This is a genomic window from Rhodoferax ferrireducens, assembly GCF_049302455.1.
GTDB lineage: Bacteria > Pseudomonadota > Gammaproteobacteria > Burkholderiales > Burkholderiaceae_C > Rhodoferax > Rhodoferax ferrireducens_B.
The window spans coordinates 52,962-66,210 of record NZ_JBAQMD010000052.1; the positions used below are offsets into that span (position 1 = coordinate 52,962).

12 protein-coding genes are annotated in these 13,249 nt (G+C 59.6%); 5 read left to right on the forward strand and 7 right to left on the reverse strand.

The genetic code is table 11. The features are described 5' to 3' along the window. Positions 1-52 precede the first annotated feature (52 nt). Both WA157_RS09310 and parC read left to right on the forward strand, forming a co-directional pair. Positions 53-2,023 carry a DNA topoisomerase IV subunit B gene (locus WA157_RS09310; RefSeq protein WP_422620668.1) on the forward strand — a complete coding sequence of 657 codons (1,971 nt, stop codon included), beginning with the start codon at positions 53-55 and terminating at the stop codon, positions 2,021-2,023. Between the two features lie 104 nt (positions 2,024-2,127). Next, positions 2,128-4,518 (forward strand): DNA topoisomerase IV subunit A, encoded by a 2,391-nt coding sequence (gene parC / locus WA157_RS09315; RefSeq protein ID WP_422620669.1) that lies wholly within the window; start codon positions 2,128-2,130, stop codon positions 4,516-4,518. Positions 4,519-4,562: 44 nt separating this feature from the next. Here parC and WA157_RS09320 read toward each other — a convergent pair whose 3' ends face one another. From WA157_RS09320 to WA157_RS09330, 3 genes are all read right to left on the reverse strand, one after another. Continuing rightward, on the reverse strand, positions 4,563-4,988 hold the full coding sequence (locus tag WA157_RS09320) for an RNA-binding S4 domain-containing protein (protein ID WP_422620670.1): 426 nt from the start codon (positions 4,986-4,988) through the stop codon (positions 4,563-4,565). 49 nt (positions 4,989-5,037) lie between these two features. Beyond that, the gene (locus tag WA157_RS09325) at positions 5,038-5,352 is read right to left on the reverse strand and encodes a hypothetical protein (RefSeq protein ID WP_422620671.1); all 315 of its coding nucleotides are present in this window, start codon (positions 5,350-5,352) and stop codon (positions 5,038-5,040) included. Positions 5,353-5,571: 219 nt separating this feature from the next. After that, positions 5,572-6,789 carry a methyltransferase gene (locus tag WA157_RS09330; protein WP_422620672.1) on the reverse strand — a complete coding sequence of 406 codons (1,218 nt, stop codon included), beginning with the start codon at positions 6,787-6,789 and terminating at the stop codon, positions 5,572-5,574. A 174-nt stretch (positions 6,790-6,963) separates the two neighbouring features. Here WA157_RS09330 and WA157_RS09335 point away from each other — a divergent pair, with 174 nt between their 5' ends. Continuing rightward, a complete protein-coding gene (locus tag WA157_RS09335; RefSeq protein WP_422620673.1) occupies positions 6,964-9,015 on the forward strand; it encodes a diguanylate cyclase domain-containing protein in 2,052 nt (683 codons plus the stop codon). Between the two features lie 102 nt (positions 9,016-9,117). On the opposite strand, the gene WA157_RS09340 is transcribed toward WA157_RS09335, so the two are convergent. Beyond that, complete coding sequence (locus WA157_RS09340) at positions 9,118-9,660, reverse strand: PAS and helix-turn-helix domain-containing protein (RefSeq protein ID WP_422620674.1); 543 nt, start codon at positions 9,658-9,660, stop codon at positions 9,118-9,120. A 102-nt stretch (positions 9,661-9,762) separates the two neighbouring features. On the opposite strand from WA157_RS09340, the gene WA157_RS09345 reads away from it, so the two are divergent. Together WA157_RS09345 and WA157_RS09350 are read left to right on the forward strand one after the other, a co-directional pair. Further along, positions 9,763-10,482, forward strand: coding sequence for a CoA transferase subunit A (locus WA157_RS09345; protein ID WP_422620675.1), 720 nt, complete (start codon positions 9,763-9,765; stop codon positions 10,480-10,482). 2 nt (positions 10,483-10,484) lie between these two features. Continuing rightward, positions 10,485-11,123, forward strand: coding sequence for a 3-oxoacid CoA-transferase subunit B (locus WA157_RS09350; RefSeq protein ID WP_422620676.1), 639 nt, complete (start codon positions 10,485-10,487; stop codon positions 11,121-11,123). A gap of 8 nt (positions 11,124-11,131) precedes the next feature. Here the strand turns inward: WA157_RS09350 and WA157_RS09355 are convergent, their stop codons facing one another. The 3 genes from WA157_RS09355 to WA157_RS09365 are packed head-to-tail and all read right to left on the reverse strand — an operon-like array spanning position 11,132 to position 13,242. After that, the gene (locus tag WA157_RS09355) at positions 11,132-11,899 is read right to left on the reverse strand and encodes a transferase (protein WP_422620677.1); all 768 of its coding nucleotides are present in this window, start codon (positions 11,897-11,899) and stop codon (positions 11,132-11,134) included. Next, on the reverse strand, positions 11,899-12,510 hold the full coding sequence (locus WA157_RS09360) for a 2-hydroxychromene-2-carboxylate isomerase (RefSeq protein ID WP_422620678.1): 612 nt from the start codon (positions 12,508-12,510) through the stop codon (positions 11,899-11,901). Before WA157_RS09360 ends, WA157_RS09355 begins: the two co-directional genes overlap by 1 nt. A 12-nt stretch (positions 12,511-12,522) precedes the next feature. Continuing rightward, positions 12,523-13,242: a glutathione binding-like protein gene (locus WA157_RS09365; protein WP_422620679.1), complete on the reverse strand. Its 720-nt coding sequence runs from the start codon at positions 13,240-13,242 to the stop codon at positions 12,523-12,525. Positions 13,243-13,249 lie beyond the last annotated feature (7 nt).

Below are 13,249 nucleotides of genomic sequence, written 5' to 3' on the forward strand. Positions count from 1 at the left end.
GTCAAGGGGATAAGGGCTGTAGTTTCATACAGCCGATTACAATTCGGCCCCTATGGCACTCAAACCCACCAACGAATACTCTGAAGCCTCGATCCGTGTGCTGAAAGGGCTGGAGCCCGTCAAGCAGCGCCCGGGCATGTACACCACCACCGACACGCCGCTGCATGTGATCCAGGAAGCGCTCGACAACGCCGCTGACGAGGCGCTGGCCGGGCATGGCAAGAAGATCAGGGTGGTACTGCACCTTGACGGCTCGGTCAGCATCGAGGACGACGGCCGCGGCATTCCATTCGGCCTGCACCCGACGGAAAATGCGCCAGTGATCGAGCTGGTGTTCACACAACTGCACGCCGGCGGCAAGTTTGACAAGGGCAAGGGCGGCGCCTACAGCTTCTCGGGCGGCTTGCATGGCGTGGGGGTGAGTGTCACCAACGCGCTGGCGACGCGGCTGGAGGCCACCACCTACCGGGAGGGCAAGGTCGCCAGTCTGGTGTTTGCGGGTGGTGACGTGATTGAGCCTTTGAGAGTGCGGGAACAAGCCCAGGGTGAGCGCAAGTCCGGCACCACCGTGCGGGTCTGGCCGGACGCCAAATATTTTGAAACACTGGCGCTGCCGATGGCGCAACTGGTGCATCTGCTGCGCAGCAAGGCGGTGCTGATGCCGGGTGTCACCGTGACGCTGGTCAACGAGAAAACCAAAGAGACGCAAAACTGGCTGTTCAAGGGCGGTCTGCTGGACTACCTGATGCAAACCCTGGCCGGCGAGCTGGTGATTCCGGTGTTCGAGGGCGATGGGTTTGCCGATGCCCAGCATGACAATTTTGCCGAAGGCGAGGGCGCCTCCTGGTGCGTCGCCTTCACCGAGGACGGTCCTTTGGTGCGTGAAAGTTATGTCAACCTGATCCCCACCACGGCTGGCGGCACGCACGAGGCCGGCTTGCGCGACGGTCTGTTCACGGCGGTCAAGAGCTTTATCGAGCTGCATTCGCTCTTGCCCAAGGGTGTGAAATTGATGCCCGAAGATGTGTTTGCCCGCGCCAGCTACGTGTTGTCGGCCAAGGTGCTGGACCCGCAGTTTCAGGGCCAGATCAAGGAGCGGCTGAACTCGCGCGATGCGGTGCGGCTGGTCTCAAACTATGTGCGCCCGGCGCTGGAGCTGTGGCTGAACCAGCATGTGGAGTACGGCAAGAAGCTGGCGGAGCTGGCGATCAAGGCGGCGCAGACGCGTCAGAAAGCCGGTCAGAAGGTCGAGAAACGCAAGGGTTCGGGTGTGGCCGTGCTGCCGGGCAAGCTGACCGATTGCGAAAGCCGCGACCTGGCCTACAACGAGGTGTTTCTGGTCGAAGGCGACTCGGCCGGCGGCAGCGCCAAGATGGGGCGCGACAAAGAGAACCAGGCGATTTTGCCGCTGCGGGGCAAGGTGCTCAACACCTGGGAAGTGGAGCGCGACCGCCTGTTTGCCAATAATGAAATCCACGATATTTCGGTGGCGATTGGCATCGATCCGCATGGCCCCAATGACACGCCCGACCTGAGCGGGCTGCGTTACGGCAAGGTCTGCATCTTGTCGGATGCCGATGTGGACGGTTCACACATCCAGGTACTGCTGCTGACGCTGTTTTTCAAACATTTCCCCAAGCTGATCGAGACCGGCCGTATTTTTGTGGCCCGGCCGCCTTTGTTTCGTGTCGATGCGCCCGCGCGTGGCAAGAAGCAAGCTTCCAAGGCCTACGCGCTCGATGAGGGCGAACTGACCGCCATTCTGGACAAACTGCGCAAGGAAGGCGTGCGCGAGGGCGCCTGGAGCATCAGCCGCTTCAAGGGCCTGGGTGAAATGAATGCCGAGCAGCTGTGGGACACCACCCTGAACCCCGATACCCGGCGCTTGTTGCCGGTGCACCTGGGCAGCATCGACTTTTTGCAGACGCAAGGTCTGTTCACCCAACTGATGGGCAAGGGTGAGGCTGCTGCCCGACGTGAGTTGATGGAATTGCATGGTGATGCGGTGGAGATTGATATTTAAGACTTTTAGGGCTCTAGCCCCCGTCCTGCCTGCCTGATTAGCTACTTTTTATATAGCGATGGCAAGCTCAACCGAGCCCTCCCAACCGAGACTGAATTGTTGTCATGAGTGATCAAACCACCCTGGATTTTCCCGCTGGCCCGGATGCGGGCGCTGGCGCCGACGATGACGCCCTGAACCTGGCCACCTACGCGCAGCGTGCTTATCTTGAATACGCCCTGAGCGTGGTCAAGGGCCGCGCCTTGCCCGATGTCTGCGACGGCCAGAAACCGGTGCAGCGGCGCATTTTGTATTCCATGTCGCGCATGGGGCTGGGCTTTGGCGGGCCCAACGGTAATACTGGGGCCAAGCCGGTCAAATCTGCTCGCATAGTCGGTGACGTGCTGGGGCGCTTTCACCCGCATGGGGACTCATCGGTGTATGACGCTGCGGTGCGCATGGCGCAGGACTTTTCACAGCGCTACCCGCTGATTGACGGTCACGGCAACTTTGGCTCGCGTGACGGCGACGGCGCCGCGGCCATGCGTTACACCGAGGCGCGACTGGCCAAAATCACCGGCCTGCTGCTCGATGAAATCGATGAGGGTACGGTTGATTTCATTCCCAACTACGACGGCTCGACGCAGGAGCCGAGCCAGTTGCCCGCGCGCTTGCCGTTCAATCTGCTCAATGGCGCCAGCGGCATTGCGGTCGGGCTGGCCACTGAAATCCCGAGCCACAACCTGCGCGAGGTGGCCGATGCCTGCATCGCACTGATCAAGTCGCCCCAGCTCAGCGAGTCGGATTTGTTCGCCTTGATTCCCGGTCCTGACTATCCAGGTGGCGGCCAGATCATCAGCAGTGCCGAGGACATCGCCGAGGCTTATCGCAGCGGGCGGGGTTCACTCAAATGCCGGGCGCGCTGGAAGATTGAAGACCTGGCGCGCGGCCAGTGGCGTCTGGTGCTGACCGAGTTGCCGCCGGGGGTCAGCACGCAACGGGTGCTGGAAGAGATTGAAGAGCTGAGCAACCCCAAAGTCAAGGCTGGCAAAAAAGCGCTCTCGCTGGAGCAAAACCAGCTCAAGGCGACGCTGCTGTCGGTGCTCGACGGGGTGCGCGACGAATCCAGCAAAGACGCCGCCGTGCGTCTGGTGTGCGAGCCCAAGACCAGTCGCATCAGCCAGCAGGAGCTGATCACCACGCTGCTGGCGCACACCAGCCTGGAGACCTCGTCGCCGATCAATCTCACCATGATCGGGCTCGACGGCCGCCCGACGCAAAAATCGCTGCGACAAATGCTCACCGAGTGGATAGCATTCCGCCAGAAAACCATCGAGCGGCGCTCACAACATCGCTTGAGCAAGGTGCTCGATCGCATTCACATTCTGGAAGGGCGCGCGCTGGTGCTGCTCAACATTGACGAAGTGATTGCCATCATTCGCCAGGCCGACGAGCCCAAGGCGGCGCTGATCGCCAGGTTCCATCTGTCGGATCGGCAGGCTGAAGATATTCTGGAAATCCGCTTACGCCAATTGGCCCGTCTGGAGGCCATCAAGATCGAGCAGGAGTTGGCCGGACTGCGCGGCGAACAGCAGAAGCTGGAGGAAATTCTGGGCAGCCCGAGTGCGCTGCGCCGCCTGATGATCAAGGAGATCGAGGCGGATGCCAAAACCTTTGCCGACCCGCGCCGGACATTGATCCAGGCCGAGAAAAAAGCGGTGCTCGAAGTCAAGGTGGTCGATGAGGCCGTGACCGTGGTGGTGAGTCAAAAAGGCTGGGTGCGTGCCCAAAAAGGCTGGGCCAGCGAACGTGCCGCCAACGGCGGTGCGCAAGCGGAATACAACTTCAAGGCCGGCGACGCGCTCTACGACACCTTCGAGTGCCGCACGGTGGACACGCTGCTGGCCTTTGGCAGCAACGGGCGGGTCTATTCAGTGGCGGTGTCCTTGTTGCCAGGCGCCCGTGGTGATGGCCAGCCGATGACCAGCCTGCTGGAACTCGAGGCGGGCACCCAGCTGCTGTACTACTTTGCCGGCCCGGCCACGGCGACGCTGCTGCTCAGCAGCTCGAGCGGCTACGGTTTTCTGGCTTCGGTGGAAAACATGACATCGCGTCTGAAAGCGGGCAAAGCCTTTGTCACTTGCAATGCGGGTGAAATTTTGTGCCGGCCGTCGCCGGTGGCGGGAGGCTCGGGAGCAGCGCCCTGGCCGGCTGCCACGCATGTGGCCTGTGCCTCGGTGGGCGGGCGCATTTTGACCTTCGAGATCAGCCAGCTCAAGACCATGGCCACCGGCGGGCGCGGGCTGATGCTGATCGATCTGGAAGACAAGGACGCGCTGGCCGGTGCTTGCGCCTATACCCGCAGCGTCAAGATTGAAGGTTTGGGCCGAGGCGGCAAGCCGCGCGATGAAACGCTGGAAATCCGCAGCCTCAACAACGCCCGGGCGCTGCGCGGGCGCAAAGGCAAGGTGGCCGATCTGGGCTTCAAGCCCGCCACGATCACACGCGTTGCCTGAGGCTGCTGTCAATGCCTTGCGTGTGCCGATCCTGCTTGGCAGGTTCAGGTGTCGATAGAGGCGCTCCAGCGCTGGTCCCATTCGTGGACTTGGCCGCTGCGTGCTTTTTCGGTGTCGCGGCGGTCGCGCTTGGTCGGTCGGCCTTGCGTCAGGCTCAGGGCCGGTTCAGGCGCCAGGCGGCGTTGCTCGGCGGCGGCCGCGCGGCTGGCGATGGAATCAGCGGTTTCCTGGAATAGCAGCGCCGCCACCGGTGCCGGGCCCCGCTTGTCGCTCACGCCTTGCACCACCACGCTGCGAAGGATGGCGCCACTGCGCAGTTGCACCGTGTCGCCGGCTTTCACTTCGCGCGCGGGCTTGACCGCCACGCCGTTGACCTGGACCCGGCCTTTGTCAATTTCGTCGCTGGCCAGGCTGCGCGTTTTGTAAAAACGGGCGGCCCACAGCCATTTGTCAATTCGAAGTCGTTCCATCAGTGGGCCTGTTTGAGGGGTGACAGGGGTGCTTTGACCGGACAGTGGGTCAAATTTCTGGCGTGTCGTGCAGCCTGATGAGGTGCATGAAGGCTGCCAGGACCTCGTGCTTGAATCCAACTCTTGTTCTGCCGACGCCGTCACCGCCGCTGAGGATCAGTTGACGCAAGTATTCGACGCAATCCTTGTGACCCCAAAACATGTCGATGGCGCTGGCGATGCGCGCGTGATGCTGGCGGATGACTGCCATCTCTTGGTCAATCTGGAATTGCCGCGGTAGTTCATGCAGCGGCATGGGCCGCGTGGCCTGATCCGCTTCGTTGTGGATGAGTTCTGGAAATCCACTGTCTTTGCTGTTGGTCATGTCGTCTGCTACTCAAGGTGTGCTGGCGCAGTATGGTTTGCTTGCCCACAAAAAGCAATATTTCATCGACGTGGACCAGCAGGGTGATCCTGAATCTATGCAGCAATTATAGTTTTTGGCTCAACCTCTTCGATCAAAAGCAATTTTTGGGGGCATCTGCTTGAAGAAGGGACTGGCGCCGGCGTCGACCATGTTACCCAGGGCCCCTTCATGTGATGGCTAAATGGCCGCCAAGCGCCAGAGTGAGGTCACTTCGCGCGATCTCGCATTTGCCAGCGGATCACTGGCATCCGTCGCCTTGGGATGTTGCGGTTTGGCGTCGATGCGGCTCACCACCCGCAAGCCGTTGCGCTCGAAAGCCTCAAGCAGTTCAGCGCGCGTGCGCAGACCCAGGTGTTCGGCCAGGTTGGACAGGATCAGCCAGCCTTCACCTTTGGGTGCCAGGTGCGCGGTCAGACCCTTCAGAAATCCTGCCAGCATGCGTCCACCCTCGTCATACACCGCGCGTTCAATCGGCGAGCTGGGCCGCGCCGGCAGCCAGGGCGGGTTGCACACCACGAGCGAGGCTTGACCCTCGGGAAACAGATCAGTCTGGACCAATTGAACTTTGTCTTCCACGTTCAAGCGCGCAATATTGTCCCGCGCGCAGGCCAGCGCGCGCGGATCTTGATCGGTGGCCACGATTCTGTTGACGCCGCGCCGTGCCAGCACGGCTGACAGCACACCGGTGCCGGTGCCGATATCGAAGGCCGTCAGCGTGGTCTGCCCGGTCGGGGCTTTGGGCAAGTGCGCCGTGGCGACCAGATGGATGTATTCACCCCGCACCGGGGAGAACACGCCGTAGTGCGGATGAATACGGTTGTGGGGGGGCTCGCCGAGCGCTGCAATTTCAACGCCTTTTCTGCGCCACTCGTGTGCGCTGGTGATGCCGGACAGTTCACGCAGGGACGCCACGCAAGCGCCTGCCGTCGCATCGGCCGGGCCCCAGGCCTCGGTGCAGGCCATTGTGACGTCCGGGGCACGGCGCAAGGGAATGCTGTAGTCGGCATTGAACGGGATCAGCAGCATGCCCAGCATGCGGGCTCGCTGCGACTGGGCCAGGCGGTGGCGGTGAAATGCGTCCACCACCGGTACTTCCTGGGCGGCTTTTTTGCGCTTGCGGGTTGGAACCTGGTCGGCGCGCCGCGCCAGCGCCTGCAGCAATTGCCGTGCGTTGTGAAAGTCGCCACGCCAGAGCAGGGCCGTGCCTTCGCAGGCCAGTCGGTAGGCGACATCGGCGGTTGTGGTGTCATCCGCCAGAACAACCCGCTTGGGCGGCGGTGCGCCACGTTCTGAACGCCAACGTGCGGAACACTCCTGGCCCGCTTCAAGCCAGCGGATCACCGGGGGTGGGCTGGTGACAGGTTCGGTAGCGACAGGGTGAGGTGAATTGAGCATCAGCTTGGTCATTCGAAAATAAATGGATATTTAGTCTTTTAACAGATGGACCGATTCAATCGGCGCATCCGGATGTGGGCCGGGTTAGCCGGTGCTGTTAACTACAATGATTCTCGATCAAGATCCTTTTCATCACTTTGCGTGACAAAGCAAATTCCAACACTGAAGGTTTCCGTGACAGCCGAATCCAATGACGCCGTCGGCTCAGCCGTGGGCGGCAAATCCGACTTCAGATTGTTGCGTTATTTCGCCACTGCCAGTCTGGTCGCCTTTGTGGTGGTTGCGGTGTTGCTGGGTTACGTCTTTCGCACGCTGTCGGTGGATGCCCTGATCAACGGCTACCAGAGTGAACACATCAACCATGCCAGGATCATTGCCAATGAGATGTGGGAGGAGCACTTTGGCCCCTTGGTCCTGTCGGTGGTTGACCGGCCCAGCGCGCAGCTGCCGACAGCGCCACAGATTCCCGCGCTGCACCAAGAAGTGCTGAAGCTTCTCAATGGCACCAGGATTTACAAAATCAAGGTGTATGACTTGCGGGGCAGGACGGTTTATTCAACCGAACTCAATCAGATTGGCGAGGACAAGAGCGATAACGCGGGTGTGATCAATGGCTTGCGCGGTTTGAACAGTTCCGAACTCGTGCATCAAAATCAGATCAGCTCATTTGAGGGCGAATTACAAGACCGTGACGTCATCGAGAGCTATATTCCGCGCTACGACCCCGTGACGGGTCAAGTCAGCGGCGTGTTCGAAATCTACCGCGATGCCACCTCGGTCCTGGCGGAGGTCGGTCAGCGGCAGTGGGTTCTGGTCGCCGCTGTGATCGCGCTGTTGACGCTGCTTTACCTGGTGGTGTTCATCATTGTCAAAAAGGCTCAGGATCAAATCATTGAGCAGAATCAGGAACGCAAAAGAGCCCAGCACGCACTGGCTTTGAGTGAGGAGCGCTGGAAGTTTGCTCTTGAAGGCGCTGGCGACGGCGTATGGGACCGCAACTTGCAGACCGGTGAAGTCGTGTTCTCCAAGCGCTACAAGGAAATCTATGGCTTTACCGCCGATGAGCTGGAAAATAACACCGAGGCTTGGGACGCGCGTGTCCACCCTGATGACCTGGCCCGGATAGAAGCCGACCGGGCGACTTATTTCGCCGGAGAAAAGCCAAGCTACGCCAACGAGCGGCGCATGCAATGCAGGGATGGCAGCTGGAAATGGATACTCTCGCGCGGCATGGTGGTGGCGCGCGATGCGCAAGGCCGGCCCTTGCGCATGATTGGTACGCACACGGACATCACCGAGCGTCATGAGCGTGAGGAAGCCTTGCGCCTGGCCTCTACCGTCATCCTGACCATGGACGAGGCCGTGACCGTGACCAACATGCGCAATGAAATCATCTCGGTCAATCCGGCGTTCACCGTGATTACGGGCTACTTCGCCAGTGAGGTCATTGGCAGAAACCCCAAACTCCTGGCGTCCGGCACGCATTCCGCGAAGTTCTACCAGGACATGTGGGCAAAGCTCACCACCACCGGTAACTGGCATGGCGAAATCTGCAACCGCCGCAAAAGCGGCAATCTTTTCATTGAATGGCTTTCCATCAAGCAAGTGCGCGATGAGCAAGGCGTGCCCACCCACTATGTGGCGGTGTTCTCTGACATTTCCGAACGCAAGGCGAGCGAGGCGCGCATGCAGCACCTGGCGCATTTCGACGTCCTCACCAATTTGCCCAATCGCGCCTTGTTCTCAGACCGCTTGCGCCAGGCTATCGCCAAGGCCAGGCGCGACAAAACGCAGCTGGCCTTGATGTTCATGGATCTTGACAGATTCAAACCGGTCAATGACCAGCTCGGCCATCAGGTGGGCGACTTGCTGCTCCAGGAAGTGGCACGGCGTTTGCTGGACTGCGTGCGGCGCGAATCCGACACCGTGGCGCGGATCGGCGGTGACGAATTTGTCGTGATGTTGCCGGATCTCGAAACGGTGCAGGCGACCACGCTGGTCGCTGAAAAAATTCTTGCCGCATTGAACCTGGTCTTTGAAATCGGCGAGCACCGGATCCATATTTCATCGAGCATCGGCATTGCCATTTTCCCCGAGCATGGTCAAAACGAAAATAATTTGCTCAAAAGCGCCGATGCAGCCATGTACCTGGCTAAAGAAAATGGCCGCAACCGGGTCCAGGTGGCGGCAACTGCGTCGAGCCCGGTCCAGCTGCCGTTCGCTTGAAAAATGCTATAAAAGAAATAGCACTATACGCTTATTTTACGGGGGATACAGGCCAATTTGATGGATATTATTGGCCGTTAGCGGCTGACTTGTGTGGTTACCTCAACCCGCCATCAGCTTGTGCACCAGGTCCCCGGTGTTGGAGGCTGTGTACTTGCGCATCAGACGGGCACGGTAGATTTCCACCGTGCGGTGGCTGATCGCCAGCGTCTTGCCTATTTCCTTGCTGGTCAATCCGCCCATCAGGTGTGCCGCGACCTCGCGTTCACGTGCCGTCAACTCTGCCTTGACCGGGCGACGCGAACTCAAGTCTTCAAAGGTCCAGATGCCCGTCTCATGCGGCGCGCTCGGGTTCAGCGCGCGGCCGGTCACGTGGCACCAGAAGGTTTCGCCGTTGGCGCGCTTCATGATGCGGTCGTCGGCGTAGGTGCCGTTGCGGTTCAGAATCGGCGCAATGCGCGATCCGGTGCGCTCAAATTCAATGGCGCTGGGGTACAGCACCTGAAATGACTGACCCACCAATAATTCACGCGAGGCGCCAAACATCTCGCACAGGTGGCGGTTGCAGTCCAGCATGCTGCGGTTGCTTGAGAGGGCGAGGCCGACTGGCGCCAGATCGAAAGCAAGACGGTAATCAATATCCATGCGTTGTGGGTGACCAGGACTTAGGGTTTGTACTTTACGAAAAACTACGTATGAAGTTAAGTAGTATCGTAAGGTCATTATTTCTTTAAAGGAGATTGCGCAGTGAACAAAATTTACCCCAACGCGGCCAAAGCACTGGAAGGCATTGTCAAAGATGGCCAGTTACTGGCCGTTGGTGGCTTTGGCCTGTGCGGTATTCCCGAGGCCCTGATTGACGCCCTGTGCGCCAGCGGTGTCAAAGACCTGACCGTCATCTCCAACAACGCAGGTGTCGATGGTTTTGGCCTGGGCAAGCTGCTGGGTACGCGCCAGATTAGCAAGATGATCTCCAGCTATGTCGGCGAGAACAAGGAGTTTGAACGTCAATACCTGGCAGGCGAGTTGCAGTTGGAGTTCACGCCGCAAGGCACACTGGCAGAAAAACTGCGCGCCGGTGGTGCCGGTATTCCGGCCTTTTACGTCCGCACAGGGGTGGGCACGCTGGTGGCCGAAGGCAAGGAGACGCGCGAGTTTGACGGTCATGTCTACATCATGGAGCGCGCCCTCGTGCCAGAGGTGTCCTTGGTCAAGGCATGGAAGGCCGACAAGAGCGGCAATCTGCTGTTCAGGCGCACGGCGCGCAATTTCAACCCGGCGGTGGCCATGGCGGGCAAGATCACGGTGGCTGAGGTCGAGGAAATCGTCGAGGTTGGCACCTTCGACCCCGATTCGGTTCACTTGGCGGGAATCTACGTGCACCGGATTGTGCTTAATGCTCATCCCGAGAAGCGAATTGAGCAAAGAACGATCACAGAAACATCGACCAAGAAAGCAGGAGTCTGATCATGGCCTGGACACGCGAACAGATGGCTGCCAAAGCGGCAGAAGAATTACAAGACGGCTTCTACGTCAACCTCGGGATTGGCTTGCCAACCCTGGTGGCGAACTTTGTGTCACCCGACATCGAGGTCTGGCTGCAAAGTGAAAACGGCATGCTGGGCATCGGCCCGTTTCCCACCGAAGATGAAGTGGATGCTGACCTGATCAACGCCGGCAAACAGACCGTGACCACGATCCCTGGCTCGTCCATCTTCGGCAGCCACGACAGCTTTGCCATGATTCGCGGCGGCAAGATCAATCTGAGCATTCTGGGTGCCATGCAAGTGAGCGAGAAAGGCGATCTGGCCAACTGGATGATCCCCGGCAAGATGGTCAAAGGCATGGGTGGTGCGATGGACTTGGTGGGCGGCGTCAAGAGCGTGGTCGTGCTGATGGAACACGTGGCCAAAAAGAAGGATGGCAGCATTGATTTGAAAATCTTGCCCAACTGCACACTGCCACTGACGGGTGTCGGCGTGGTCGATCGCATCATCACCGACCTGGCGGTGCTGGATGTGACGCCGCATGGTCTGAAAGTGGTGGAGATGGCGCCCGGTGTGACGATCGAAGAGCTGCAGGCCAAGACCGGCGTGCAACTGCATTAAACGGTGCACTAGGCGACCTGCGTCGCCGCCCAGGAAATGCGCGCAAATTCGCGTTGCAGTTGAGTGCGTACTTCGGGGTCAAAGTTCTTCAGCGGGTTGCTTTGCCGTATGTCGTCGATTGAAATGGGGCTGCCTTTGCGCGCAAAAAGAATGCTGTTGCTTTTTTCCTGTGAGGCAACTTCAAGCAAATTGCCATCGAAAGCAAGCCGGATGCGTGCTGTGAAGAGGGCGTGTTTGGGATCGTCATGGTGCAGGTTGGCGACCATGACACCTTGCGGTGAAAGTGCCTGATAGCAGTCGTTGTAAAAACGTTGTGAACACAGGCTGGGCGCCAGCCCCTCGCTGTCAAAGCCGTCTACCAGCAGCACGTCATAGCCGATGGGGTTGTTGGCCGCCGCGTCACGGACAAAGTCGGCCCCGTCAGCGCAAACAAGCTCGATGCGCTGAGCATCTTCCGGCACCTCAAACTCGTGGCGCAGCGCAATCACCTTGGGGTTGATCTCGACCATCGTGAGTTGTGAATTGGGCAGGTGACGGTAGCAAAACTTCAGCAGCGAGCCACCTCCGAGCCCAATCATGGCGATGCGTGCCGGGCGGCTGTTAAACAGCAAGAAACCCATCATCGTGCGCGTGTAGTCCACCTCCAGTTGGTCGGGATGCGCGCTGCACATGCGGCTTTGCAATTGGTCGAGGGTGAAATACAGGGATTTGTGGCCGTCAGCCGAAAAAACGAAAGGCGAATCAAACGCCGATGCATCGACCTGGGTGTCCGCCATTACAACGACGCGGCGCGTTTGCGCAGGATGGCGGCCTTGAGCAGTGGCAAGCGGTCGTTGCCAAAGTACATGTCGTCGCCGAGGTAGAGCGTGGGCGAACCGAAGCCGCCACGCGCAATCACTTCTTCGGTGTTGGCTTTGAGTTGCGCCTTGATGGCGGGCTGCGCGATGCCAGCCAAAAACGCGTCACCATCGATACCGACCTGATTGCATATTTTTAGCAGCACGGCGTCTTGCGAAATGTCTTCCTCGCGCGCCCAGTAGGCCTCAAACACGGCCGTGGCAAAAGGCAGCAGCTTGCCCTGCGGCTCCAGCCAGAGACAGCCACGCATGGCTTTGACACTGTTGACTGGAAAGACCCGGGGCGGGAAGACAATCTTCAGACCCGCCTCGCGTGCCCAGTCCTGCAGGTCTTTGAGCATGTAAGTCCATTTGGCGGGCACCGGGTTGTCGCGCATGGCGTAGACGCTGGGGTTGACGGCGTTAAAAATACCGCCCACCAGTACAGGTCGCCAGTGCACCGGCTCATCCAATTCGGCGGCCAGGGGCTGCAGGTTGTGAAAAGCCAGATAGGTCCAGGGGCTGGAACAATCAAAGAAAAATTCAATCATGGGGGGCATCTTTCAAATGAGTTTGTGATCACCGGTCCGCACGCTTTGCGCCGTTTGTCCAAACAATGCCTTGCGCGCCTCTTCGCTCATCGTGCCGGCGCGCAAGTCTTTGAGCAGATCAAGCCCGCGCAGGACGGCCGGGCGCAGGAACAGCGTGTCGTACCAGCGCTTGATGTGGGGGAATTCGTCGAGAGACACCTGCTGCGCCTGATGGGTCCGGATCCAGGGGAAAATTGCCATGTCGGCAATGGAGTAGTCGGGCCCGGCCACAAACGCGCCGGTTTTCCCCAGTTGGGTGTTGAGCACGCCATACAGTCGGTTCACCTCTTTGCCATAGCGATCGATGGCGTAGGGTACTTTTTCGGGCGCATAGAGCAAAAAATGACCGTTCTGCCCCGCCATCGGGCCGAGCCCCCCCATTTGCCACATCAACCACTGCAAGACCTGGGTCTTGCCGCGTACATCGCCCGGCATGAAGAGCCCGGTTTTCTCAGCGAGGTAAATCAGAATGGCACCACTCTCAAACACCGCGATCGGATCGCCACCCCCGGCGGGATCATGGTCCACGATGGCGGGCATGCGGTTGTTGGGACTGATCGCCAAAAATGCGGGTGCAAACTGCTCACCCTTGCCAATGTTCACCGGGATCAACTGGTACGGCAGCTTGCATTCTTCCAGCATGATGGAGATTTTCCAGCCGTTGGGCGTGGGCCAGTAATACAAATCAATCATCGGGATT